Below are 25160 nucleotides of genomic sequence, written 5' to 3'. Positions count from 1 at the left end.
ATTTTAGAACAATTTTTTCGACCAGCCCAACTTGGTGCTTAACGTGTTGAAATAGCTGTAGTCCTTCGGGTGAATCAGGTTCAGATGGAAGTTGCTGCGGCGGATCAGCACTTCTTCGCCTTCCTGGATCGGCAGTGCGATCTGGCTGTCGCAGCTGATCTCCAGATCGCTGCCGATCTGCGAGAATTTCAGGCGGATGGTGCTGTCGCCGTTGATCACCAACGGCCGGGCGGAAAGGGTGTGGGGGAACATCGGCACCAGCGCGATCGCCTCCAGCGACGGGGTGAGGATCGGCCCGCCGGCGGAGAGCGAGTAGGCGGTGGAGCCGGTCGGCGTGGCGATGATCAGGCCGTCCGAGCGCTGCGAGAAGGCGAAGCGATCGTCGATGTACACCTCGAATTCGATCATGTGCGCCACTTTGCCGGGGTGCAGCACCACTTCGTTGATGGCGGTGCTGATGCGGCACTGCTGGTGCTCTTTATGCACGATGGTTTCCAGCAGGAAACGCTGTTCGTCGATGTACTCGCCTTCCAGCACGTCCGCCAGCTGCTGCAGGGCGTTGTCGGGATCGAGATCGGTGAGGAAACCGAGGTTGCCGCGGTTGACTCCGATTACCTTGATGTCGTAGCGCGCCAGCACGCGCGCGGCGCCGAGCATGTTGCCGTCGCCGCCGACCACCACCGCCAGATCGGCGCGCTGGCCGATATCCGCCAGGCTGCCGGTGACGGCGTCTTTCAGCCCCAAGTCATGGGCGATTTGGCGTTCGACCATCACCGAATAGCCGCGGGCGACCAGCCAGTGGAACAGCATCTCGTGGGTTGCCAGCGCTGAAGGGTGACGCGGGTGGCCAACAATGCCAATACAGGCGAATTTTTTATTCATTTGTTGTGATTTTCCTCACCGGGACCCGTTTATGCCCCACATTGTGACCGGTTGACTTGAAACCCCGGTTTTGATCCCCATAATAAGCCAAGTTGCGAGATTAATGCTAAAACGCGGAGATATTCATGAGTAGTAAAGAACAGAAGACGCCAAACGAGCAAGTCTCGGAAGAAATGGAACAACACGCTCATCACGAGGATACGCTGCCGGAAGCGGCGGAAGGCGTCGATCTGCGCGATGCGCGTATCGCCGAACTGGAAGCCCAACTGGCGGAAGCTCAGCAGCACGAGCGCGACAGCCTGCTGCGCGCCAAAGCGGAAGCGGAAAACATCCGCCGCCGCGCTGAACTGGACGTCGAGAAAGCGCACAAGTTCGCCCTGGAGAAATTCTCCGGCGATCTGCTGCCGGTGATCGACAACCTGGAGCGCGCGCTGGATCTGGCGGATAAAAACAATCCTGAACTGGCCGCGATGATCGAAGGCATTGAGTTGACGCTGAAATCGCTGCTGGACGTGGTGCGCAAGTATGGCATCGAAATCGTCGGCGACGTCAACGTGCCGTTCAACCCGGAAGTGCATCAGGCGATGAGCATGATGGAATCCGCCGATCACCAGCCGAACCACGTGATGATGGTGATGCAGAAAGGCTATACGCTGAACGGCCGCCTGCTGCGTCCGGCGATGGTCGCGGTCTCCAAAGCCAAGGCGTAATCGCCCCGGCAACGGCATAAAGAAAGGCACCCGAGGGTGCCTTTTTTGTCTCTGGACTATGCCTGCGGCAGGCGCGGCATCCAATCGATCGGCGTGAGTCCTTGCTGCTCCAGCAGCTGATTGGCCTGCGAGAAGTGGCGGCAGCCGAGGAAACCGCGGTGCGCGGAGAGCGGCGACGGGTGCGGCGCCTTCAGCACATGGTGGCGGTTGCGGTCGATAAAGTTGCCTTTCTTCTGCGCGTGCGAGCCCCACAGCAGGAACACCACGCCTTCGCGGTTCTCGTTCAGGGCGGCAATCACCTTATCGGTAAAGGTTTCCCAGCCCAGGTTGGCGTGCGAGTGCGCGCGGCCGCCTTCCACCGTCAGCACGGTGTTGAGCAGCAGCACCCCCTGTTCGGCCCAGCTTTGCAGGTAGCCGTGATCCGGGCGCTCGAAACCGGGAATGTCGGTCGCCAGCTCTTTATACATGTTCACCAGCGACGGCGGCGCCGACACGCCGGGGCGCACCGAGAAAGAGAGGCCGTGCGCCTGATTGGGGCCGTGGTAGGGATCCTGGCCGAGGATGACGACTTTGACATCCGCCAGCTCGGTAAAGCGGAACGCGTTGAACACGTCCTTTTGCGGTGGATAAATGGTCTTACCGGCCTGGCGCTCAGCGGCAACAAAGGCGAGCGTTTCAACAAAATAGGGCTGCTCTTTCTCTTTGCCGATCACGTCATGCCAGGTGAGGGAGGTGGCCATAAACGCTCTCCTTTGTTTTCTTTAGCAATTCATGGGCTATAGCTTACCGTGTCGGCCCGCGCAGCGAAACCCGCTTTTCATTTCTCACTGTCACGCGTAATGCAATTATTTTTGAAAATTTACAAAAATAATTGGTTTTTGCCGCAGTGGGAAAATTGATATAAAACATAAATTTGCCCCTTCACGCCTTGTGCCTACCCGGTAAAAATTGACTTTAATCAAAGAACTGGCCCGGTCAGGCTGGTATACAGAACAACAAGACAACAATGGTTTTACCAAATGGCCGAAACCAGAATTGGGTTTTCTCACGATGTGAATTTTTACGCCCTTGTACGGAGGCAACATAATGATTACCGGTATTCAAATTACCAAAGCGAACGACCAGGCGCTGGTGAATTCTTTCTGGCTGCTGGACGATGAAAAAGCGGAAGCTCGCTGCGTGTGCGCCAAGGCCAACTACGCGGAAGATCAGGTTGTCGCGGTCAGCGATCTGGGCCAGATCGAATACCGTGAAGTGCCGCTGGAAATGCAGCCGACCGTGCGCGTGGAAGGCGGCCAGCACCTGAACGTCAACGTGCTGCGTCGCGAAACCCTGGAAGACGCGGTCAAGCATCCGGAAAAATACCCGCAGCTGACCATCCGAGTGTCCGGCTATGCGGTGCGTTTCAATTCCCTGACGCCGGAACAGCAGCGCGACGTTATCGCCCGCACCTTTACCGAAAGCCTGTAATTTGCGGCGCAGTCAATCAGGGAGCTTCGGCTCCCTTTTCTGCGTTTGGCGGCCGAAAACCGAACGCGGATCACATTCTGTACAAAGATAAGCATTTCTAATACAGAACTCATCCGACCTGCCGATAGCTAAATCAGCACCTATTCAGGTGCTCAATAAAAAGTCTATCGACAAGGAGTCGGCATGAGTATGCCTTTAAGTTTTACCTCTGCAGTATCCCCGGTGGCCGCGATCCCTACACCTCGCGCCGCTGCCGAGACGGCGACGGCGGCGCAGCCTGCGGCAGCGCCGGCAAATCCGGCGCCGGTGGCCTCTCCCTCTCAGAACACGCTCAATGCGCAGAATCTGTTGAATACGCTGGTCGGCGATATCTCCGCGGCGGCGCCGACGGCGGTTGCGCCGGGCGTGACCCGGGGACAACAATCTCAGGAAGGCGATTATGCGTTGGCGCTGTTGGCCAAGGACGTTTACTCGCTGAACGGCCAGGGCGCCGCCGGGTTCAACCGTCTGAGCGACAGCGCGTTGCTCGGGTTCGGCATCGATCCCGCCAGCCTGCACGACGCGGGCAGCGGTTTCCAGGCCGGGATTTACAGCAACGACAAGCAGTATGTGTTGGCGTTCGCCGGCACCAACGACTGGCGCGACTGGCTGAGCAACGTGCGGCAGGCGACGGGGTATGACGATGTGCAGTACAATCAGGCGGTTGCCGCCGCCAAAAGCGCCAAGGCGGCCTTCGGCGATGCGCTGGTGATCGCCGGTCATTCGCTCGGCGGCGGTCTGGCGGCCACGGCGGCGCTGGCGACCGGCACCGTCGCGGTCACCTTCAACGCGGCCGGGGTGTCGGATTACACCCTGAATCGCCTGGGGATCTATCCGGCGGCGGCGAAGAAAGACGCCGAAGCCGGGGGCATTCGCCGTTACAGCGAGCAGTATGACATGCTGACCAGCACCCAGGAATCGACTTCGCTGATCCCGGACGCCATCGGCCACAACATTACCCTGGCCAACAACGATACCCTGACCGGCATTGATGACTGGCGGCCGAGCAAGCATCTGGATCGCAGCCTGACGGCGCACGGCATCGACAAGGTGATAAGCTCGATGGCGGAACAAAAGCCGTGGGAGGCGAAGGCCAATGCCTGAAGGGCGTCGCTTGCGGCGGGCGCTGGCGATAGCCTTACTGGCGCTGGTCGCGGTGACCGGTTTACTGATGATGGCTAAGGAGCAACAGATGGGGCAGGAGATTTCACCGTTTGACGGCCGCAGCAACCAGGCGCTGGCTCAGGCGGTGGCGCGCGGCGATGCGCAGGGCATCGGTGCGCAGGCCACACAGGAGCGCTTGCGCGAACGGGGCGATCGGCAGGTCACGCTGTTGCAGTGGGCGGTGCTTTCGCAACAGCCGGCCAGCGTGCAGACGTTGCTGGCGCTCGGTGCCGATCCGGCGACGGCGGGGCTGGACGGCAACAGCGCGCTGCACACCGCGGCGATGTTGCAAGACGCACAGTATCTGCGGTTGTTGCTGACCGAAGGGGCGCAGGTGAACGTGCGCAATGCCGTTACCGGCGCCACGCCGCTCGCGGCGGCGGTGCTGGCCGGGCGTGAGGAGCAGCTGCGGCTGCTGCTGGCGGCCGGGGCGGACACCACGTTGAGCGATCGGCTGGGGGATACTCCGCTGCATCTGGCGGCGAAGATCAACGCGCCGCACCTGGCGCTGTTGCTGTTGCAGGCCGGTGCCGATGCCCGGGCGCGCAATCAGCAGGGTTATGCGTTCCAGTTTTACTTCTCGCAAACGCCGGCGCATTTGCAGAATGACGAGCTGAAGGCGCAGTTCCGCGAGCTGGATAAATGGCTGCAGGGGCGCCGCCTGGCTACGCATTACGCGCAGCCGTAAACGCCCATAAAAAAACCGCCTGTACAGGCGGTTTTTTCTTAGGCAGCGGTGATTATTCCGCGTCGCCGGCCGGTTTGGCCTTCGCCTGACGGCGTTTGCCGACGTTTTTGGCGTCGCGATGGCGCACTTTCACCTTGGCCTTTTCTTTGTTCTTCGCCTTGTCTTCCGCGCGCTTGGCCAGCACTTTCTTCGACGGTTTACCGTTGCTCTTCTCGTTCGGCACCTTGGTTTTCGGCCGCAGTTCGTCGATCACGCGCGCTTTCAGCGGCTCGTTCAGGTAACGGCCCACTTTGCCCAGCAGCAGATGGTCGTGCGCTTCCACCAGCGAAATGGCAGTGCCTTTGCGCCCGGCGCGGCCGGTACGGCCGATGCGGTGCAGGTAGGTATCCGCAGTACGCGGCATGTCGAAGTTGAACACGTGGGTGATATCGAGGATATCCAGGCCGCGCGCGGCAACGTCGGTGGCCACCAGCACGTTAACCCGGCCATCCATCATGCGTTTGACCGCTTCGTTGCGTTTGGCCTGCACCATTTCGCCTTCGAGATAGCAGGTGTTGATGCCCGCTTCGCGCAGCCAGGTGGCCAGCTCATGCACGCGCTCGCGCTTGCGCACGAAGATCACCGATTTCTGCACGTCCGGCTGCTTCAGCAGGTGGATCAGCAGCGCGGTTTTGTGCTGCACGTCATCGGCGCGATAGTACCATTGCAGGATCTTTTTGCGTTCGCGGCGCGACGGATCGGCTTCCACTTCCACCGGCTCTTTCAGGATGCGCTCGGCGAATTCGCGGATCGCTTCGCCTTCCAGCGTGGCGGAGAACAGCAGCGTCTGGTTGCGCCAGCGGGTTTCGGCGGAGATGGTTTCGATGTCCTGCGCGAAGCCCATGTCGAGCATGCGGTCGGCTTCGTCGAGGATCAGGGTTTCCACCGCGCGGCAGTCGAAGTTCTCTTCTTTAATGTATTGCAGCAAGCGGCCGGTGGTGGCGACCACCACGTCCTGGTTTTCGCTGAACACTTCCGCGTGGTTCATGTAAGCGACGCCGCCGGTGATGGTGGCGATATCCAGCGAGGTATGAGCAGCCAATTCACGCGCCTGATCGGCGACCTGCATCGCCAGTTCACGCGTTGGCGTCAGGATCAGCACGCGCGGCGGGCCGGATTTCTTGCGTGGAAAGTCCAGCAGGTGCTGCAACACGGGCAGCAGGAAGGCGGCGGTTTTGCCGGTGCCGGTCGGAGCCGAACCTAAGACGTCGCGCCCGTCCATCGCCGGCGGGATCGCAGCGGCCTGAATGGCGGTGGGGCGATCGTAGCCTTTGTCGCGCAGCGCGTCGATCAGGCGATCATCGAGTTCGAGTTCGGAAAAAGTGGTTGCTGTCATGGTCTACCTCTACTTGGGGCGCCGATTATAGACGGGTTGGCCGCGATCTTCACCTATTTAAGCGGAAAGCCGCTCTTTTCCCGCCGATCAGATTGCCTTATGCTACGCCAGTTTTATAGCCAGGTGGTGAGTGTGAGCAAGCGATCGAAAGCCGATTTTACCCCGCGCCGCGGGGGTTTTACCTTTAAACAATTCTTTGTCGCCCACGATCGTTGCGCCATGAAAGTGGGCACCGACGGGGTGCTGCTCGGCGCCTGGGCGCCGCTGGGGCAGGCGCGCCGGGTGCTGGACATCGGCAGCGGCAGCGGGCTGATCGCGCTGATGCTGGCGCAGCGCAGCGGCGACGAAGTGACCATCGACGCGGTGGAGCTGGATGAAGCCGCCGCCGGCCAGGCGCGCGAAAACGCGGCGGAATCGCCGTGGCCGCAGCGCATCCGCGTGCATGCGCAGGATATTCACCATTATGCGCAGCAGCATGCCGCTGAGTATGATCTGATCGTCAGCAATCCGCCTTATTTTGAGCCGGCGGTGGCCTGCCGCGATCAGGCGCGCCACAACGCGCGCTACACCGAAACCCTGACGCACGAGGCGCTGTTGACCTGCGCCGCGCAGCTGCTGGCCGCGCAGGGCACGTTCTGCGTGGTGCTGCCGCACGACATCGGCGCCGAATTCGAACGCCTGGCGCAGCAAAGCGGTTGGCACACGGCGGCGAAAGTGAACGTCAGCGATCGGGCCGATACGCCGCTGCACCGGGTGTTGCTGGCGCTGACGCGGCGGGAAACGCCGCTGCGGGAGCAGGCGCTGGCGATCAAACAGGCCGACGGCAGCTATACCGACGATTTCCGCCGGTTGATCACTGACTTCTACCTGTTCTACTGAAAAGAAAAGGGCGCCGATAAGGCGCCCTGTCGCAGAGTTTAAGGCTGCAAAATGGTCGGCAGCGCTTCCGGCAGCAAATCCGGGTAGTCCAGCGTGTAGTGCAGGCCGCGGCTCTCTTTGCGCGCCATGGCGCTGCGCACGATAAGCTCGGCCACCTGCACCAGATTGCGCAGCTCCAGCAGGTTGTTGGAGATGCGGAAGTGAGCGTAGTACTCGTCGATTTCCGCCTGCAGCGTGTTGATGCGGCGCAGGGCGCGCTCAAGGCGCTTGGTGGTGCGCACGATGCCGACGTAATCCCACATGAACAGCCGCAGCTCGTGCCAGTTGTGCTGAATCACCACCCGTTCGTCCGCATCGTCCACCCGGCTTTCATCCCAGTGCGGCACCTGTTTGGCCTGCTGGATGAACGGCAGGCGCTGCAGAATGTCTTCCGCCGCCGACCAACCGTAAACCAGGCACTCCAGCAGCGAATTCGACGCCATGCGATTGGCGCCGTGCAGGCCGGTGTAGCTGACCTCGCCGATGGCGTACAGCCCGTCGAGATCGGTGCGGCCGTGCTGATCGACCATCACGCCGCCGCAGGTGTAGTGCGCCGCCGGGACGATGGGGATCGGTTGCCGAGTCAGATCGAAGCCCAGCGTCAGCAGCTTCTCGTGGATCATCGGGAAGTGCTGGGTGATGAACTCCGCCGGCTTGTGGCTGATGTCCAGGTACATGCAGTCGGCGCCCAGGCGCTTCATTTCATGGTCGATGGCGCGGGCGACGATATCGCGCGGAGCCAGTTCGCCGCGCGGGTCGAAATCGGGCATAAAGCGGCTGCCGTCCGGGCGCTTCAGGTAAGCCCCTTCGCCGCGCAGCGCTTCGGTCAGCAGGAAGTTGCGCGCCTGCGGGTGGAACAGGCAGGTCGGGTGGAACTGGTTGAACTCCAGGTTGGCGACCCGGCAGCCGGCGCGCCAGGCCATGGCGATGCCGTCGCCGGAGGAGATGTCCGGGTTGGTGGTGTATTGGTATACCTTGGCCGCGCCGCCGGTGGCCAGCACCACCGTTTTGGCGCGGTAGGTTTCCACCCGCTCGAGCTCGCGGTTCCAGACGTAAGCGCCCACGACTCGGCGGGTGCCCGGCAGGCCGATTTTGTTCGAGGTAATAAGGTCAACCGCGTTGCGGCGTTCCATCACGCAAATATTGGGGTGAGCGCTTGCTTTCCCCACCAGCGTGGTCTCTACTTCCTTACCGGTAGCGTCCGCAGCGTGCAGGATGCGGCGATGGCTGTGGCCGCCTTCGCGCGTGAGGTGATAATGCGCCTCGCCCTGCGCGTTGACCTCGGTGTCGAACAGCACACCCTGATCGATCAGCCACTGCACGCAGTGGCGCGCGTTGCCGGCGATGAATTCGACGGCCTCTTTGTCGCACAGGCCGGCGCCGGCAATCAAAGTGTCATCAACGTGTGAGGCAATGCTGTCCGTCTCATCGAACACCGCGGCGATCCCGCCTTGGGCGTAAAAGGTGGCCCCCTCGCTGAGCGGCCCCTTGCTGAGAACGGTAACCTTGCAATGCTGCGCCAGGCGCAGCGCCAGTGACAGGCCCGCAGCGCCGCTGCCGACGATCAGTACATCGCTAACATGTTCAGATGATGGTTGCATAACGTATGATGTGTGCAGAAGAAGAGTGAATTTCATGTTAGCCTAACTGTCCGGGCAAAAGCCACGGATAGGGTGACATCAACAGAAAAAACAATGGCGATATGGAACTTCGTGTTCTATATGAACTCCAAGCGAGTGCTTGCTCAGGAAAATAATGTATGGCTGGCAGTACAATTTTACGCGTGGAGACGGATTTGGGGAGAGTTTACCTCGGATGAGCGAGCAGTTAACGGATCAAGTTCTGGTTGAGCGGGTCCAAAAGGGCGACCAGAAATCGTTTAACCTGCTGGTAGTGCGCTATCAGCATAAGGTGGCGAGTCTCGTTTCCCGCTATGTGCCGCAGGGCGATGTGCCCGATGTGGTGCAGGAGTCGTTTATCAAGGCCTATCGCGCACTGGAATCGTTCCGTGGCGACAGCGCTTTTTATACCTGGTTGTATCGAATCGCCGTGAACACGGCAAAGAATTATCTGGTTGCTCAGGGGCGCCGTCCGCCATCCAGTGATGTGGACGCCAACGATGCGGAAAATTACGAAAGTGCGGGCGCACTGAAAGAAATTTCGAACCCTGAGAACTTAATGTTGTCAGAAGAGCTGAGACAGATAGTTTTCCGTACCATTGAGTCTCTCCCTGAGGATCTTCGCATGGCGATTACCCTGCGGGAGTTGGATGGTCTAAGCTACGAAGAGATAGCCGCCATCATGGATTGCCCGGTCGGAACCGTACGTTCGCGTATTTTCCGCGCCCGGGAAGCTATCGATAATAAAGTTCAACCGCTGATCCAGCGTTAGCAATGGCGGGCACAGGAAGGGTACTTAGGCATGCAGAAAGAAAAGCTTTCCGCTCTGATGGATGGTGAATCGTTCGACAGCGAGCTGTTGAGTTCTCTGTCGCAAGATCGAACGCTTCAGCAAAGCTGGCAGAGCTATCACCTGATACGTGACACACTGCGGGGTGATATCGGACAAGTGATGCATTTCGATATCGCCGATCGCGTCGCCGCTGCACTTGAGAAAGAACCTGCCCGGCTGGTGCCTTCCGCCGTTCAGGAATCTCAGCCGCAGCCTCACACCTGGCAGAAAATGCCGTTCTGGGACAAAGTGCGTCCTTGGGCGAGCCAGATTACGCAAATCGGCATGGCGGCCTGCGTGTCGCTGGCGGTCATCGTCGGCGTGCAGCACTACAACCAGCCTTCTGCGTCATCGAACGCGTCCGAATCGCCGGCCTTCACCACGTTGCCGATCATGGGCCAGGCCTCACCGGTCAGCCTGGGCGTTCCTGCCGACAGTTTCTCCACCGGCAGCGGCCAACAGCAGCAGGTGCAGGAACAGCGTAAGCGTATCAACGCCATGCTGCAGGACTATGAACTGCAACGTCGCCTGCATTCGGATCAGCTGCAGCTTGAGCAAAGCAATCCGCAACAGGCTGCCATTCAGGTTCCCGGAACTCAGTCTTTAGGAATGCAACAGCAGTAATGAAGCAAATCTGGTTCTCCGTTTGTTTATTGACGGGCAGCCTGCTCTATTCCAGCATCGCCCCGGCGCAGCCGACTGCGTCCGGGGCGTTATTGCAACAGATGAGCAGCGCCAGCCGTTCTCTCAATTACGAGCTCGCCTACATCAGCATCAGCAAGCAGGGAATCGAGTCGTTGCGCTATCGCCATGCGGTGATCGGCAACGTGCCACTCGGCCAGCTGTTGCACATGGACGGCCCGCGCCGCGAAGTGCTGCAGCGCGGCGGCGGGATCAGCTACTTCGAACCCGGCCTGGAGCCGTTCACGCTCACCGGCGATCACATCGTCGATGCGCTGCCGGCGATCGTTTATGCCGATTTCACCCGCCTGGCCAAGTACTACGACTTCATCTCCGTGGGCAGCACCCGCATCGCCGATCGGCCGTGTGAAGTGCTGCGCGTGGTGGCGCGCGACGGTTCCCGCTACAGCTACATCGTCTGGATGGACGAGGACACCAAGCTGCCGCTGCGGGTGGATTTGCTCGATCGCGACGGCGAAACGCTGGAGCAATATCGGGTGATCTCCTTCGCGGTCGGCGCCGACGTGCAGGGCGCGATGCAGGGGCTGCTCAAAGCCAACCTGCCGCCGCTGCTGTCGCTGCCGGCAGTGGAAAACGTCCAGCTGAGCTGGAGCACCGGCTGGCTGCCGGCGGGGGTAGACGAGGTGGCGCGCAACCGCCGCAAATTGCCTAACGTCGCCGTGCCGGTTGAATCCCGCCTTTACAGCGACGGCTTGTTCAGCTTCTCGGTCAACGTCAGCCCGGCGGGCAGCGGAGCCGGGCAGCAGTACTACCGTCAAGGGCGCCGCACCATCCAGACCGAAGTGCGCGCGGGCAACGAAATCACGATTGTGGGCGAATTGCCGCCGGCGACGGCCAAACGCATCGCCGACAGCATTTCTTTCAAGGTATCGCCGTAATGATGAAAGAGTGGGCCACGGTGGTTTCGTGGCAACAGGGCGTAGCGCTGCTGCGCTGTGAACCCAAGGCCGGCTGCGGCAGCTGCACCGCGCGCTCCGGCTGTGGCGCGCGTGCGTTGAACGAGCTGGTGCCGGAAACCGAGCATCAGCTGCAGGTGCATATCGATCAGCCGCTCGAGCCGGGGCAGCGCGTCGAGGTCGGCATCGCGGAAGGCAGCCTGCTGCGCTCCGCCATGCTGGTTTACCTGACGCCGCTGCTGGGCATGATGCTGGGTGGCGCGTTATTGCAATATTGTTTCGGCAGCGACGCCTCGGCGGCAGTCGGCGCCGTACTGGGCGGCGGGGTGGCCTTTATGCTGGCGCGCCGCTTGGCCCGGCGTCTGGGCGAGCAGGCCGACTATCAGCCGGTGGTGCTGCAGATTGGCTTACCGCCTACCGCACTGCGCATGCAGGCGGAAAACTCCCCGCTGATTTAAACCGACGGCCGCGTCATCGCCGGGTTGTGATAGGCGGGGATGCGGTTGTGGATCATATGTTCCAGCAGCGCGATGAACAGATCGGCGCTGAGCAGCGAATCATCGTTGATAGCGAACAGCACATTGCCCTGGCCGTCGAATAAGCGGATGCCGCGCTGCGGATGATTTTCCAACGCGCGGATCTGCTCGATAGGCACGTTGCCCCGTTCAGTGGTCAGCAGGGTGGCGCTCAGCCGCAGCGTTTCGGTCGGCGTGCCTTGCCGTTTGCCGAGCAGCAACTGCCACAGCCAGCGTGCGTCGCCCTCAACCGTGTGAAACGACACCGTCTCCCCCTGATAGAGCGCGTTCAACGCCAATGGCCCGCGCTGCTGCAGCTGCTGATCGACGATCACGTCCGCCAGTCGCCACGAATGGGCGACATTGCTGAAGACCGTGCACCAGGGCTGATCCGCGCCGGCGCGGAACGCCGTGACGTCAAACAACCCGCCAAAAGCCTTGCCGCCGCGAAAGCGATAGATGTCGCCGATTTTCTCAAACGGAATGAAACGCTCTTTGTGATGGTGGCCGTCAAAGACCCGCACGCCGTGCTCGTAGAGCCGATATGTCAACACCGGGCGCAGGTAATGCCGCAGCGCCAGCAGCGTACAGCCGAGTAAAATTGTGCCCGCGCCGGCCTGCAACAGCGTGATGACGTCATTCTCATCAATGCTGCTCAGCAGCGGCAGCACCAATAGCGCCGCACCCACGCTGAACAGCAGCGCCGCCGCCGCCAGAATGCCCCAGTTGACCTTCGAAAAATCGTGCCGGCTCAGCATTTGCCCTTTATCGATCATAATGCACCTTCCAATCAACGTACGCAGATATGCTGGTGAACCCCGGTGGGCTGCCGATGTAGTGCCCGGAATAATGTTTTGTCGCGGAGTTCATGCCCTTTCTATCCGAGGGACGGTGGTGGCGTATATGGGGTTTTTCCTAAAGGATGTGGGGCAAAATCGAATTCTAAGAGGTTGATCCAAATATTCTTTTTCGATAATTTCAGAAGGGGTTTATTGCGCTGCGGCCGGTTATGTATTAGCGCCGGAGTTTGACGGCCACGGAGCACCTGCAAGCCTTGAGTTCAGGCCGTATAGCCCGTGTTAACATCTGTTTTCATCAGCCGGGGCGCCCTGTAACATTTAGCTGCGCATAATAGAATGCCTTCACTGCACCGATCGCTAGGTTTTCAGTGGTGTGGCATGTAGAATGCAGCGATTCAGGTGCAAGACGGCCTAACCCATTCACTGTCGCTTTAGGTCCATGCGGGTTTCTATAGGCGAGTAATTCAGAAATACCAAGGCAGAAAAACTTTTATAATGAAGCATATACGAAATTTCTCCATTATTGCCCATATTGACCACGGTAAGTCGACGCTGTCTGACCGCATTATCCAAATTTGCGGTGGCCTGTCCGACCGTGAAATGGCTGCGCAGGTGCTCGATTCCATGGATCTGGAGCGCGAGCGCGGCATCACCATCAAGGCGCAAAGCGTCACGCTGGATTACAAGGCGCTGGATGGGCAGACCTATCAGCTTAACTTTATCGACACCCCAGGCCACGTTGACTTCTCCTATGAAGTGTCCCGCTCGCTGGCGGCCTGCGAAGGCGCGCTGCTGGTGGTGGACGCCGGCCAGGGCGTAGAAGCCCAGACGCTGGCCAACTGCTACACCGCGATCGAAATGGATCTGGAAGTGGTGCCGGTGTTGAATAAAATCGACCTGCCGGCCGCCGATCCGGATCGCGCCGCGCAGGAAATTGAAGACATCGTCGGCATCGACGCCACCGATGCCGTGCGCTGCTCGGCCAAAACCGGCGTCGGCGTGCCCGACGTGCTGGAGCGCCTGGTGCGCGACATTCCTGCGCCGCAGGGCGATCCGGATGCGCCGCTGCAGGCGCTGATCATCGACTCCTGGTTCGATAACTACCTGGGTGTCGTGTCGCTGGTGCGCGTCAAGAACGGCACGCTGCGCAAGGGCGACAAGATCAAGGTCATGAGCACCGGCCAGGTGTACAACGCCGATCGTTTGGGCATTTTCACGCCGAAGCAGGTCGATCGCGACGTGCTGAACTGCGGCGAAGTGGGCTGGTTGGTCTGCGCGATCAAAGACATCCTCGGCGCGCCAGTGGGCGATACCCTGACGCAGGCGCGTCAGCCGGCGGATAAAGCGTTGCCGGGCTTCAAAAAAGTGAAGCCGCAGGTGTACGCCGGTCTGTTCCCGATCAGCTCCGACGACTATGAATCTTTCCGCGATGCGCTGGGCAAGCTGAGCCTTAACGACGCCTCCCTGTTCTACGAACCGGAAAGCTCCACCGCGTTGGGCTTCGGCTTCCGCTGCGGCTTCCTTGGTCTGCTGCACATGGAGATCATTCAGGAGCGTCTGGAGCGTGAATACGATCTGGATCTGATCACCACCGCGCCGACGGTAGTCTACGAAGTGGAAACCACCGGCAAAGAAGTGATCTACGTCGACAGCCCATCCAAGCTGCCGCCGTTGAACAACATCCAGGAACTGCGCGAGCCGATCGCCGAATGCCACATGCTGATGCCGCAGGAGTACCTGGGCAACGTCATCACCCTGTGCGTTGAGAAACGCGGCGTGCAGACCAACATGGTCTACCACGGCAACCAGGTGGCGTTGACCTATGAAATCCCGATGGCGGAAGTGGTGCTCGACTTCTTCGACCGCCTGAAGTCCACGTCGCGCGGTTATGCGTCGCTGGATTACAACTTCAAGCGCTTCCAGGCCTCCGACATGGTGCGCGTGGACGTGCTGATCAACAACGAGCGCGTGGATGCGCTGGCGCTGATCACCCACCGCGACAACTCGCAGTATCGCGGCCGTGAATTGGTGGAAAAGATGAAAGATCTGATCCCGCGTCAGCAGTTCGACATCGCGATTCAGGCGGCGATCGGCACGCACATCATCGCGCGTTCCACCGTGAAGCAGCTGCGTAAAAACGTGCTGGCGAAATGCTACGGCGGTGACGTCAGCCGTAAGAAAAAGCTGCTGCAGAAACAGAAAGACGGTAAGAAGCGCATGAAGCAGGTCGGCAACGTCGAGCTGCCGCAGGAAGCGTTCCTGGCCATTCTGCACGTCGGTAAAGACGGCAAGTAACCGCGACGAGTTCGCGAAACGAGGGAGTTTGCATGGCGAATATGTTTGCCCTGATCCTGGCGTTGGCCACCCTGGTCACCGGGATCATCTGGTGCTTCGAGCGCTTTAAATGGGCGCCGGCCCGCCGCGCGAAGATTGCGGCGGTCAACGAGCAGACCGCGGGCGCAGTAGACGATAAAACGCTGGCGAAAGTGGCTAAGCAGCCAGGCTGGGTAGAGACCGGGGCATCGGTCTTCCCGGTGTTGCTGCTGGTCTTTGTGGTGCGCTCGTTTATTTACGAACCGTTCCAAATCCCGTCCGGCTCAATGATGCCGACGCTGTTGATTGGCGATTTCATTCTGGTGGAGAAATATGCTTACGGCATTAAAGATCCGATAACCCAGACCACGCTAATTGAAACCGGTCATCCGAAGCGCGGCGATATTGCGGTATTTAAATATCCGCTGGATCCGAAGCTGGATTATATCAAGCGCGTGATTGGCCTGCCGGGCGACCGTATTACTTACGATCCGGTGAATAAGCGCGTTACGGTGCAGCCGTCGTGCAACAGCGGGCAGTCCTGCGATACCGCGCTGGCGGTCACCTACGCCGACGCGCAGCCGAGCGACTTCGTACAGCTGTTCAGCCGCAGCGGCATGGGCGAGGCCAGCAACGGTTTCTACCAGATCCCGCTGAATGACAACGTGCCGCAGGGCGGCATTCGTCTGCGTGAACGTCAGGAGAGCCTGGGCAACGTGACGCACCGCATCCTGACCGTGCCGGGCACGCAGGATCAGGTGGGCGCTTACTACCAACAGCCGGGCAAACCGCTGGCGGAGTGGGTGGTGCCGGCCGGGCATTACTTCATGATGGGCGACAACCGCGACAACAGCGCGGACAGCCGTTACTGGGGCTTTGTGCCGGAGAAGAATCTGGTGGGTAAAGCCACGGCCATCTGGATGAGCTTTGAAAAGCAGGAAGGCGAGTGGCCTACCGGCGTGCGTTTCAGCCGGATTGGCGGCATTCATTAATCGCTGATTTATTCCCTGTCAATTTCACGCCGCAGCCTGCTGCGGCGTGAAAGATTAAGGGGATATAAACACAGCATTATGTTTCCACTCGTTGTAGAATACTTTCTCGAGCGATAAAAGTTGGCTCCTGCTGGGAGCCACTGCAAACGAAACAGCTTTGGATCGGCTTTCGGCGAAGCAGGCCTGTTCCGTATGCTGCAAGTTTTTGACGCATTCTTGATCTATTGGTAACTCATGAACCCCATCGTAATAAACAGGCTGCAGCGGAAGCTGGGCTACACTTTTCAACAGCAGGAGCTTTTACTGCAGGCTTTGACTCACCGCAGCGCCAGCAGTAAACACAATGAACGTCTTGAGTTTCTGGGTGACTCGATTCTTAGCTTTGTCATCGCCAATGCGCTCTATCACCGCTTTCCTCGCGTAGACGAGGGCGATATGAGCCGCATGCGCGCCACGCTGGTGCGCGGCAACACGCTGGCGGAGATGGCGCGCGAGTTTGACCTGGGCGAATGTCTGCGGCTTGGGCCGGGCGAATTGAAAAGTGGTGGGTTCCGCCGCGAGTCAATCCTGGCGGATACGGTGGAGGCATTGATCGGCGGCGTGTTCCTGGACAGCGACATCCAGACCGTCGAGCGTCTGATTTTGGACTGGTATCGCAGCCGGTTGGACGAAATCAGCCCCGGTGATAAGCAGAAAGACCCGAAAACCCGTTTGCAGGAATTTTTGCAGGGGCGTCATCTGCCGTTGCCTTCTTATTTGGTGGTGCAGGTTCGCGGTGAAGCGCACGACCAAGAGTTTACCATCCACTGCCAGGTGAGTGGTTTGAGCGAGCCCGTGGTGGGCACCGGCTCGAGCCGCCGTAAAGCCGAGCAGGCGGCAGCGGAACAAGCGCTGAAAAAGCTGGAGCTTGAATGAGTGAAGTAAAACAACACTGCGGTTTTATCGCCATCGTCGGCCGCCCGAACGTGGGCAAATCGACGTTGCTGAACCAACTGCTGGGGCAGAAGGTTTCCATTACGTCGCGTAAGCCGCAGACGACCCGTCACCGCATCATGGGCATCGACACCGATGGCGCCTATCAGGCGATCTACGTCGATACCCCAGGGCTGCACATCGAAGAAAAACGCGCCATCAACCGTTTGATGAACCGCGCGGCCAGCAGCTCGATCGGCGACGTCGAACTGGTTATCTTCGTGGTCGAAGGCACCAACTGGACCGCCGACGACGAAATGGTGGTCAACAAGCTGCGCAGCCTGCGCTGCCCGGTATTGCTGGCGATCAACAAGGTAGATAACGTCACCGACAAATCCAAGCTGTTGCCGCACATTGCGTTCCTCAGCCAGCAGATGAATTTCCTCGACGTGGTGCCTATCTCCGCCGAGAAAGGGATGAACGTCGACACCATCGCCGGCATCGTGCGCAAGCTGCTGCCGGAAGCGGAACACCACTTCCCGGAAGACTACATCACCGATCGGTCCCAGCGCTTTATGGCGTCCGAGATCATCCGCGAGAAGCTGATGCGTTTCCTGGGTGAAGAGCTGCCGTATTCGGTGACGGTGGAAATCGAACAGTTCGTGGCTAACGATCGCGGCGGCTACGATGTGCACGGCCTGATCCTGGTCGAGCGCGAAGGCCAGAAGAAAATGGTCATCGGCAACAAGGGCGCCAAGATCAAAACCATCGGCATCGAAGCGCGCCAGGACATGGAACAGATGTTCGATGCCAAAGTGCATCTGGAGCTGTGGGTGAAAGTGAAATCCGGTTGGGCGGACGACGAACGTGCGCTGCGCAGCCTGGGCTATGTTGACGATCTGAAGTAACGATCCGTGGACGGCTGGGAGCGCGCTTTCGTCCTGCATGGGCGGCCGTACAGTGAAACCAGTCTGATGCTGGATCTGTTTACCGAAGGTCATGGGCGGGTGCGCTTGCTGGCAAAAGGCGCGCGCAGCCGCCGCTCCAATCTGAAGGGTTGCCTGCAGCCCTTTACCCCCCTGTTAGTGCGCTGGGGCGGCCGCGGCGAAGTGAAAACGCTGCGCAACGCCGAAGCGGTCTCTCTCGGTTTACCCCTCAGCGGCATGATGCTTTACAGCGGCCTGTACGTGAACGAACTGCTGGCGCGCGTGCTGGAGCAGGAAACCAACTACTCGGTGCTGTTCTTCGACTACCTGCAGTGCCTGCAGGCGCTGGCAGCGGAAGACAGCTCGCCGGAACAGGCGTTGCGCCAGTTCGAACTGGCCTTGTTGCAGCACCTGGGTTACGGCCTTGATTTCCTGCACTGCGCCGGCAGCGGCCTGCCGGTGGATGACGCCATGACCTACCGCTACCGCGAAGAGAAGGGCTTTATCGCCAGCCTGGTGGTGGATCACTACAGCTTCACCGGGCGCGAACTGCGCGCGCTGGCGGAGCGGCAGTTTCCCGATGCCGAGACGCTGCGCGCCGCCAAGCGTTTCACCCGCATGGCGCTGAAACCCTACCTCGGCGGCAAGCCGTTGAAGAGCCGCGAACTGTTCCGTCAATTCGTGCGCAAGCAGCCGAATACGCCGGTCGACGACGCCTGACCTTTTCTCCTTTTGCCGTTCTGCACCCGCGTGTAAACTGCTGGCACTGAAAATCGTATTTAGAGGTTGTCATGGCTGATTTACTGCTGGGCGTCAATATCGATCACATCGCCACGTTACGTAACGCGCGCGGAACCCAATACCCGGATCCGGTTCAGGCGGCATTCATTGCCGAACAGGCGGGGGCCGACGGCATTACCGTGCATCTGCGCGAAGACCGCCGCCACATCACCGACCGCGACGTGCGTTTGCTGCGCCAGACCATCCAGACGCGCATGAATCTGGAGATGGCGGTGACCGACGAGATGCTGGACATCGCCGTGGAGCTGAAGCCGCACTTCTGCTGCCTCGTGCCGGAAAAGCGTGAAGAAGTGACTACCGAAGGCGGCCTGGACGTTGCCGGCCAGCTGGACAAAATGAGCGTGGCGGTCGAGCGCCTGGCGCAGGTGGGCATTCTGGTCTCGCTGTTCATCGATCCCGATCACCGCCAAATCGACGCGGCGGTGGCGGTGGGCGCCCCCTATATCGAAATCCACACCGGCGCCTACGCCGAAGCGCAGGGCGAGCTGGCGGTACAGGCCGAGCTGCGCCGCATCGCGGTCGCCGCCGCCTACGCGGCCGAGAAGGGGCTGAAGGTCAACGCCGGCCACGGCCTGACCTATCACAACGTGCAGCCGATCGCCGCGCTGCCGGAAATGCACGAGCTGAACATCGGCCATGCGATTATCGGCCAGGCGGTGATGAGCGGGCTGCCGGCTGCGGTTGCCGACATGAAAGTGCTGATGCGGGAAGCGCGCCGGTAATGGCGGTGCTCGGGCTGGGTACCGACATCGTCGAGATGGCGCGTATCGAAGCGGTGGTGGAGCGCAGCGGCGATCGTCTGGCGCGCCGCGTGCTGAGCGACGCCGAATGGGCGCTGTACCAGCAGCACCAGCAGCCGATTCGCTTTCTGGCCAAGCGTTTCGCCGTGAAAGAGGCCGCCGCCAAGGCGTTCGGCACCGGCATTCGCAACGGCCTGGCGTTCAACCAGTTCGAGGTGTTCAACGATGCGCTGGGCAAACCGAATATTCGTTTGCACGGCCGCGCCGCCGAGCTGGCGGGGGAGATGGGGGTCACCGCGATCCACGTTTCGCTGGCCGATGAAAGGCGCTATGCCTGCGCGACGGTGATCGTCGAAAGCTGAAAATAGAAAGGGCGCCCTGCGGCGCCCTTGTCAGTCCTGCGGCGGGTTAAATGCGATCGGCGTGGTGCAACACCACGAACTTATCCCACAGCTGCTCATTAGTCTCGCGATGCTGCGGATCGGTAATGATGGTGTTGTCGATCGGGCAGACCTGCTGACAGGTTGGCGTATCGTAATGGCCAACGCACTCGGTGCAGCGGTCGGTATCGATTTGGTAGATCTCATCGCCCATCGAAATCGCCTGGTTCGGGCATTCCGGCTCGCACATGTCGCAGTTGATGCATTTGCGTGTGATTAGCAGGGCCATGACGTATCTCTCATTATTAACAGGGGTATTTTTCGCAGCGGCGATTATACCGGTTAAACCAACTTTTTCATCAATTGTTCGCTGTGCCTGATACGGTCGCGGGCATGATCGAGGTCGTGCTGGATCAGCGCCATAAACAGCAGGTCGGTGAGAGCGTACTGGGCCGTGCTGGAAGAGATGGCCGCGCTGCGGGTGCGGGGCTCTTCGGCGATGGTATAGAGGCAGTGATCGGCGCGTTGCTGCAGGCCGTTGGGCGAGAAGCTGGTCAGCGCCAGCACCCTGGCGCCGGCCTGGCGCGCTTCTTCCGCCGCCAGATTGATTTCACGCCGCTCGCCGCTGAAGGAGATCGCCACCAGCAGATCGCGTTTGTCCAGCGCCTGCACCGCCGCCAGTTGAACGTGCATATCCGCTTCGGCCACCGCCATCACCCCGATTTTCAGCAGCTTGAAGGAAAAATCCTTGGCCACCAGCCCGGAGGCGCCGATGCCGATCAGCATCACCCGGCGCGCCTGGCGCAGCATGTCCAGCGCCTGATGCAGCCGTTCTTCGCTGTTGATGTCCAGCGTCGCGCGCAGCGCCGCCTGCTTTTCCGCCAACAGCTTTTCACCGACGGTTTTCAGCGTGTCGCTGCTGAGAATGTGGTTATGAACGGTCACTACCGGTTCGGCCTGCGGCTGGGCCAGCGTCTCGCTCAGCGCCAGCTTCAGCGCCGGGAAACCTTTATAGCCCAGCTTTTGGGCGAACTTCACCACGCTCGATTGGCTGACGCCGGCCAGCTGGGCCAGCTTTTGCGAGCTGAGATGGCGCGCCTGTTCGGCGTTGTTCAGCAAAAAATCCGCCAGCTTGCGGTCGTTTTGCGCCAGTGTCGGATACATCTGGCGAATGCGCAGAAGGGTACTCATTGATCTTTCCCTGGAAACCAGCGGCCATTTTGCCACGCAGGCAGCGAAAACGCGCGGTGAAAATTTTTGTGAGCTCGTCGTTAAAATAGCAAATAGCGCTCGCTTTGTTGAATAAAATATTCAAATATTGATTTAATTTTGTGAATTAAAAATTCAAAGGTGAACAGATGAACTTAGGCGCACTGGTATCGGAAACCCGCAACCCGGCCACCATGGGGCTGGATGAGATGTCGACGCTGGACATGGTCCGCTGCTTTAACCAGGAAGATCGCAAGGTGCCGGAGGCGATTGAAAAGGTGCTGCCGGCGATCGCGCAGGCGGTCGATTTGGCCGCGGTGGCGCTGAAGGCCGGCGGGCGGCTGATTTATTTGGGCGCCGGCACCAGCGGGCGCCTGGGCGTATTGGATGCCTCCGAGTGCCCGCCGACCTTCGGCGTGCCGCACGGCGTGGTGGTGGGGCTAATCGCCGGCGGGCCGGGCGCGCTGCTCAAAGCGGTGGAAGGGGCGGAAGATGACGCAGCCCTGGGCGAGGCCGACCTCCGGGCGCTGAACCTGACCGCCGTCGATATGGTGGTGGGGTTGGCGGCCTCGGGGCGCACGCCTTATGTGATTGGCGCGCTGCGCTATGCGCGCGGGCTGGGTTGCCCGACGGCGGCCATCTCCTGCAACCCGGATTCGCCGATCGCGCACGAAGCGCAGGTGGCGATCTCGCCGGTGGTGGGGCCGGAGGCGCTGACCGGTTCGACGCGCCTGAAATCCGGCACCGCGCAGAAGCTGGTGCTCAACATGCTGTCGACCGGCGCGATGGTCAAGCTGGGCAAGGTCTACCAGAACCTGATGGTGGACGTGAAGGCCACCAACGTCAAACTGGTGGATCGCGCCTGCCGCATCGTGGTGGAGGCCACCGGCGCCGAACGCGCTCAGGCGGAGGCGGCGCTGGCGCAGACCGGCTTTGAGGTCAAACCGGCGATCCTGATGATTTTAGCCGGCGTCAGCGCCGATGAGGCGCAGCAGCGGCTGCAGCGGCACGACGGCTACCTGCGCGCGGCGTTGGCGCGTTAATTCACGGTGGGGGCGGCGATGGACAAGACAACGGCATTAGCGACACAGATCCTGGCGGGCGTGGGGGGCGAGGGCAATATCCTCAAACTGGAAAACTGCATGACGCGGGTGCGCGTCGAGGTCAGCGACGAACAGCGTCTGGATCTGGCGGCCCTCAAGCAGTTGCCCGGCGTGAAGGGCTATATCAAGCAGGGTGAACAGCATCAGTTTATCGTCGGCCCGGGCGCCGCCGCCAAGGTGGTGGACGCCATGCGCGCTTTGCTGAGCGGCAGCGCGCAGCCCGCCGTTGGTGACGCCGCCCGCACCAAGGCGCAGGCCAAACAGAAATACGCGGCGCCGATGAGCGGCGCGCTGAAAAAGCTGGCCGACGTTTTTATTCCGCTGATCCCGGCGTTTATCGCCTCGGGGCTGATCACTGGCATCATCAACCTGCTGAAACGGCCCGACATCGCCGGACAGTTGGCGTTGGACTACCCGAACGCGCTGGGGCTGCTGGCGATCTTCGGCAGCGCGGTGTTCGCCATCATGAACATTCTGGTTGGGGTGAACGCCGCGCGGGTGTTCGGCGGCTCACAGGCGATGGGCGGCGTGATGGCCGGGATCCTTTCCAGCCCGGCGCTGGCGCAGATCACCCTGTTCGGCGAGGCGCTGCAGCCGGGGCGCGGCGGGGTGATCGCCGTACTGCTGGTGGTGGCGTTGATGTGCTGGGTGGAGAAACGCCTGCGCACGCTGCTGCCGGAGTCGGTCGAACTGATCCTCAATCCGCTGCTGACCACGCTGGTGACCGCCTCGTTGGCGATCCTGATCCTGCAGCCGATCGGCGGCGCCATTTCCGATGCCATCGCCCACGGCGCCAATCTGGCGATCGACAAGGGCGGGCTGCTTGTCGGGGCGCTGCTCTCCGGGCTGTTCCTGCCGCTGGTGCTGTCTGGCTTGCACCAGGGGCTGGTGCCGATCCACGTCGAGCTGGTGCAGGCGCACGGTTCCAACCCGCTGTTGCCGATCCTGGCGATGGCCGGCGTCGGTCAGGTGGGGGCGGCGCTGGCGGTGCTGTTGAAAACCCGTAACGCGCGGCTGAAGAAGGTGATCAAAGGGGCGTTGCCGGTCGGCATTCTCGGCATCGGCGAGCCGCTGATCTTCGGGGTGACGCTGCCGCTGGGCCGGCCGTTTATAGGCGCCTGCCTCGGCGGTGCGGTAGGCGGCGCGCTGATCAGCTACTGGAAAGTGGCGACGGTGATTACCTTTGGCATTTCGGGGCTGCCTTTGGCGTTGACCATCGTCTCAGGTAAGGTGATGTTGTATCTGGCGGGGATGCTGATTACGATTATCGCCGGTTTTCTCTTCACCTGGATGATGGGGTTCAACGATCCCGAGGAGTAGCGTTTGAACGACAAGCAGCAACCGTCGGCCGCAGCAGGGCGCCGCGTGGTCTTTTTCGATCTGGACGGCACTCTGCATCAGGAGGATATGTTCGGCAGTTTCTTGCGTTTCCTGCTGCGCCGTTTACCGCTGAATTTGCTGCTGGTGATACCGCTGTTGCCATTGATTGGCCTGGCGCTGTTGCTGCTGGGGCGCGCCGCGCGCTGGCCGATGAGCCTGCTGCTGTGGGCTATCACCTTCGGGCGTACCGAAGCGACGCTGAAGGCGCTGGAGCGGCAGTTTATCGAGGTTTTCCGCCAGAGGGTAACTGCGTTTCCGGTGGTGCAAATGCGCTTGCGGCAGTATCTGGATGAGCACGATGCCGAGGTGTGGCTGATTACCGGCTCGCCGGAGCAACTGGTGGCGCAGGTGTATCGGGATTCGGCGTTTCTGCCGCGGGTGCGGTTGGTCGGCAGCCGCATCGCGCGCCGCTATGGCGGCTGGGTGCTGACCTTGCGCTGTCTGGGCGTACAAAAAGTGGTGCAGCTGGAGCAACGGCTCGGCGCGCCGCTGAAGCTGTACAGCGGTTACAGCGACAGCAAGCAGGATAACCCGCTGCTGTTTTTTTGCGAGCACCGTTGGCGGGTGAGTAAGCAGGGCGAGCTGCAGCAGCTGGAATAAACAAAGGGCGGAGAATTCCGCCCTTTGCTGTTATCGCTGCCGCGATCAGTCTTCGGTTACGTCGTGCGGTTTGCGTCCGAGCTGCCAAATCTTCTCCGCATAATGCCCCAACGCCCACAGGCTCAGGCCGAGCAGCGCGAAGAAAATCGTCTTCGGCATGCTGTCCCAGAAAAATTCGAACAGGCGGGTATAGAGGTTGATACCGAGGAAGGTCAGCCCGAAACCGCGTAGCATGGCGTCGTCATGCTTCAACCCCAGCCAGATGGCGGCGAAGGCGGCCAGCCCGAACAGCAGGCTCCAGTGGAACAGCTCAATCTGGCGCGTGCGGTACCAGCTGTCGAGATCGCCGTAGTTGCCGAAGATGGACAGCAGCCACAGCGCGATGAACAGGTACAGCAGGCCCATCGCCAGCGATACCCGCTGCAGGCCGCGCTGCGCCAATAGCGGCCGCAGCAGCAATGCGGCGGCGATCAGCACCGCGCCGAAGGCGATAAAGCGAATCGGGTAGCTCATGCCGAGCCAGTAGGCGCCCCAGCCGGACAGGTAGCCGGTCTCGGCGCCGAAGGCATTGCCGAGCGACAACAGGGCGAACCACCATACCAGCCCGGAGCGGCTGAACCAGCCGATGGCGCCGTACAGCAGCGCGGCGACCAGCAGCAGCACGGAAACCCGCCCGCTGCCGTTATCCAGCCAGACGCCCAGTTGCCATAAGGCGCAGGCGGTGAGCAACACGGCGACAAACAGCGCCGCCTCATTGCCGTAGCGTTTTTCCGGGTGGCGTTGACGACGACGCAGCGCCCAGACGTAGGCCAGCGCCGCCAGTAGGCCGGCGATCGCCATGCGCACCGGCGCGTCGAAGCGGAACAGTTCGCTCAGCCATTCAAGCAGTGCGCTGTCGGCGAACAGGCTGGTGACGGCGATCAGCAACGAGGCCAGCGCGGCGAGAAACGCATAGCGCGCCAGCCGTCGCCAGTCGAAAGGCTGCACGTCCACATGCAGCAGCAGTTGCTGTTGTTGCTCGGGGGTCAAGGCACCTTCCCCAACCCAGCCGTCCAGCGCCTTGCGCACCACGACGGCGTTCTTTTTACTGAGTTTCATGTTTCTTGTCCCTGAATCACACGCTGATGTGGCCAGTATAGCCATTGGCGGGCGGCTACGACAAAGGGAGGCTAGTGTGTATAATGCCCGCCGCAA

27 protein-coding genes are annotated in these 25160 nt (G+C 60.8%); 19 read left to right on the top strand and 8 right to left on the bottom strand.

What is annotated here, in order from left to right; translation table 11 throughout:
* Positions 1–3: 3 nt before the first annotated feature.
* Entirely contained in the window at positions 4–882 is an 879-nt protein-coding gene (gene nadK, locus EDY99_RS15920; RefSeq protein WP_004929107.1) for an NAD(+) kinase, read from the bottom strand.
* 125 nt (positions 883–1007) lie between these two features.
* On the opposite strand from nadK, the gene grpE reads away from it, so the two are divergent.
* The gene (gene grpE / locus EDY99_RS15915) at positions 1008–1592 is read left to right on the top strand and encodes a nucleotide exchange factor GrpE (RefSeq protein ID WP_025159545.1); all 585 of its coding nucleotides are present in this window, start codon (positions 1008–1010) and stop codon (positions 1590–1592) included.
* A gap of 56 nt (positions 1593–1648) precedes the next feature.
* On the opposite strand, the gene ung is transcribed toward grpE, so the two are convergent.
* Positions 1649–2332, bottom strand: coding sequence for a uracil-DNA glycosylase (ung, locus tag EDY99_RS15910; RefSeq protein ID WP_060660333.1), 684 nt, complete (start codon positions 2330–2332; stop codon positions 1649–1651).
* A 346-nt stretch (positions 2333–2678) separates the two neighbouring features.
* Between ung and grcA the strand changes: the two genes are divergently transcribed.
* From grcA to EDY99_RS15895, 3 genes are all read left to right on the top strand, one after another.
* Positions 2679–3062 (top strand): autonomous glycyl radical cofactor GrcA, encoded by a 384-nt coding sequence (gene grcA / locus EDY99_RS15905; protein ID WP_004929114.1) that lies wholly within the window; start codon positions 2679–2681, stop codon positions 3060–3062.
* 183 nt (positions 3063–3245) lie between these two features.
* Entirely contained in the window at positions 3246–4205 is a 960-nt protein-coding gene (locus EDY99_RS15900) for a DUF2974 domain-containing protein (protein WP_123061919.1), read from the top strand.
* On the top strand, positions 4198–4953 hold the full coding sequence (locus EDY99_RS15895; protein WP_123061918.1) for an ankyrin repeat domain-containing protein: 756 nt from the start codon (positions 4198–4200) through the stop codon (positions 4951–4953). Before EDY99_RS15900 ends, EDY99_RS15895 begins: the two co-directional genes overlap by 8 nt.
* A gap of 52 nt (positions 4954–5005) precedes the next feature.
* Here EDY99_RS15895 and srmB read toward each other — a convergent pair whose 3' ends face one another.
* Positions 5006–6328, bottom strand: coding sequence for an ATP-dependent RNA helicase SrmB (srmB, locus tag EDY99_RS15890; RefSeq protein ID WP_016929798.1), 1323 nt, complete (start codon positions 6326–6328; stop codon positions 5006–5008).
* Between the two features lie 99 nt (positions 6329–6427).
* Here srmB and EDY99_RS15885 point away from each other — a divergent pair, with 99 nt between their 5' ends.
* Positions 6428–7207, top strand: a complete 780-nt coding sequence (locus EDY99_RS15885) for a tRNA1(Val) (adenine(37)-N6)-methyltransferase (RefSeq protein WP_089195093.1) — start codon at positions 6428–6430, stop codon at positions 7205–7207.
* 38 nt (positions 7208–7245) lie between these two features.
* Here the strand turns inward: EDY99_RS15885 and nadB are convergent, their stop codons facing one another.
* A complete protein-coding gene (gene nadB, locus EDY99_RS15880; protein ID WP_016929796.1) occupies positions 7246–8847 on the bottom strand; it encodes an L-aspartate oxidase in 1602 nt (533 codons plus the stop codon).
* A gap of 214 nt (positions 8848–9061) precedes the next feature.
* On the opposite strand from nadB, the gene rpoE reads away from it, so the two are divergent.
* From rpoE to rseC, 4 genes are read left to right on the top strand one after another with little or no spacing between them, the layout of a single operon-like run.
* Positions 9062–9637, top strand: a complete 576-nt coding sequence (gene rpoE, locus EDY99_RS15875) for an RNA polymerase sigma factor RpoE (RefSeq protein ID WP_004929136.1) — start codon at positions 9062–9064, stop codon at positions 9635–9637.
* Between the two features lie 30 nt (positions 9638–9667).
* The gene (gene rseA / locus EDY99_RS15870) at positions 9668–10321 is read left to right on the top strand and encodes an anti-sigma-E factor RseA (RefSeq protein ID WP_033644125.1); all 654 of its coding nucleotides are present in this window, start codon (positions 9668–9670) and stop codon (positions 10319–10321) included.
* Positions 10321–11277 carry a sigma-E factor regulatory protein RseB gene (gene rseB / locus EDY99_RS15865; protein WP_025303948.1) on the top strand — a complete coding sequence of 319 codons (957 nt, stop codon included), beginning with the start codon at positions 10321–10323 and terminating at the stop codon, positions 11275–11277. Before rseA ends, rseB begins: the two co-directional genes overlap by 1 nt.
* Complete coding sequence (gene rseC / locus EDY99_RS15860; RefSeq protein WP_033644124.1) at positions 11277–11753, top strand: SoxR-reducing system protein RseC; 477 nt, start codon at positions 11277–11279, stop codon at positions 11751–11753. The genes rseB and rseC overlap by 1 nt, the downstream gene beginning before the upstream one ends.
* Here rseC and EDY99_RS15855 read toward each other — a convergent pair.
* Positions 11750–12586, bottom strand: coding sequence for a hypothetical protein (locus EDY99_RS15855; RefSeq protein WP_033644123.1), 837 nt, complete (start codon positions 12584–12586; stop codon positions 11750–11752). The genes rseC and EDY99_RS15855 overlap by 4 nt on opposite strands.
* Positions 12587–13105: 519 nt before the next feature.
* On the opposite strand from EDY99_RS15855, the gene lepA reads away from it, so the two are divergent.
* From lepA to acpS, 7 genes are all read left to right on the top strand, one after another.
* Complete coding sequence (lepA, locus tag EDY99_RS15850) at positions 13106–14905, top strand: translation elongation factor 4 (protein WP_019452315.1); 1800 nt, start codon at positions 13106–13108, stop codon at positions 14903–14905.
* Positions 14906–14937: 32 nt separating this feature from the next.
* Positions 14938–15915 carry a signal peptidase I gene (gene lepB / locus EDY99_RS15845; RefSeq protein ID WP_033644122.1) on the top strand — a complete coding sequence of 326 codons (978 nt, stop codon included), beginning with the start codon at positions 14938–14940 and terminating at the stop codon, positions 15913–15915.
* A gap of 234 nt (positions 15916–16149) precedes the next feature.
* Positions 16150–16830 carry a ribonuclease III gene (gene rnc / locus EDY99_RS15840; RefSeq protein WP_004929158.1) on the top strand — a complete coding sequence of 227 codons (681 nt, stop codon included), beginning with the start codon at positions 16150–16152 and terminating at the stop codon, positions 16828–16830.
* On the top strand, positions 16827–17735 hold the full coding sequence (era, locus tag EDY99_RS15835; protein ID WP_004929162.1) for a GTPase Era: 909 nt from the start codon (positions 16827–16829) through the stop codon (positions 17733–17735). The genes rnc and era overlap by 4 nt, the downstream gene beginning before the upstream one ends.
* A gap of 6 nt (positions 17736–17741) precedes the next feature.
* Complete coding sequence (gene recO, locus EDY99_RS15830; protein WP_015378804.1) at positions 17742–18473, top strand: DNA repair protein RecO; 732 nt, start codon at positions 17742–17744, stop codon at positions 18471–18473.
* 71 nt (positions 18474–18544) lie between these two features.
* Positions 18545–19276, top strand: a complete 732-nt coding sequence (gene pdxJ, locus EDY99_RS15825; RefSeq protein WP_033644120.1) for a pyridoxine 5'-phosphate synthase — start codon at positions 18545–18547, stop codon at positions 19274–19276.
* Positions 19276–19656, top strand: a complete 381-nt coding sequence (acpS, locus tag EDY99_RS15820) for a holo-ACP synthase (protein WP_004929169.1) — start codon at positions 19276–19278, stop codon at positions 19654–19656. The genes pdxJ and acpS overlap by 1 nt, the downstream gene beginning before the upstream one ends.
* Positions 19657–19702: 46 nt before the next feature.
* Here the strand turns inward: acpS and EDY99_RS15815 are convergent, their stop codons facing one another.
* Positions 19703–19963 carry a YfhL family 4Fe-4S dicluster ferredoxin gene (locus tag EDY99_RS15815; protein WP_033632309.1) on the bottom strand — a complete coding sequence of 87 codons (261 nt, stop codon included), beginning with the start codon at positions 19961–19963 and terminating at the stop codon, positions 19703–19705.
* 53 nt (positions 19964–20016) lie between these two features.
* The gene (locus EDY99_RS15810) at positions 20017–20865 is read right to left on the bottom strand and encodes a MurR/RpiR family transcriptional regulator (protein WP_033644119.1); all 849 of its coding nucleotides are present in this window, start codon (positions 20863–20865) and stop codon (positions 20017–20019) included.
* Between the two features lie 167 nt (positions 20866–21032).
* Here EDY99_RS15810 and murQ point away from each other — a divergent pair, with 167 nt between their 5' ends.
* From murQ to yfhb, 3 genes are read left to right on the top strand one after another with little or no spacing between them, the layout of a single operon-like run.
* Positions 21033–21926, top strand: a complete 894-nt coding sequence (gene murQ, locus EDY99_RS15805) for an N-acetylmuramic acid 6-phosphate etherase (protein WP_033644118.1) — start codon at positions 21033–21035, stop codon at positions 21924–21926.
* 18 nt (positions 21927–21944) lie between these two features.
* Positions 21945–23306 (top strand): PTS transporter subunit EIIC, encoded by a 1362-nt coding sequence (locus tag EDY99_RS15800; protein WP_033644117.1) that lies wholly within the window; start codon positions 21945–21947, stop codon positions 23304–23306.
* A 3-nt stretch (positions 23307–23309) separates the two neighbouring features.
* On the top strand, positions 23310–23966 hold the full coding sequence (gene yfhb, locus EDY99_RS15795) for a phosphatidylglycerophosphatase C (protein ID WP_123061917.1): 657 nt from the start codon (positions 23310–23312) through the stop codon (positions 23964–23966).
* A gap of 45 nt (positions 23967–24011) precedes the next feature.
* Here yfhb and EDY99_RS15790 read toward each other — a convergent pair whose 3' ends face one another.
* Positions 24012–25064 (bottom strand): DUF2157 domain-containing protein, encoded by a 1053-nt coding sequence (locus EDY99_RS15790; protein WP_123061916.1) that lies wholly within the window; start codon positions 25062–25064, stop codon positions 24012–24014.
* Positions 25065–25160 lie beyond the last annotated feature (96 nt).

The sequence above is a fragment of the Serratia sp. LS-1 genome (assembly GCF_003719595.1).
GTDB classification, from domain to species: Bacteria; Pseudomonadota; Gammaproteobacteria; order Enterobacterales; family Enterobacteriaceae; genus Serratia; species Serratia ureilytica.
This window is presented reverse-complemented; position numbering and strand designations above follow the sequence as displayed.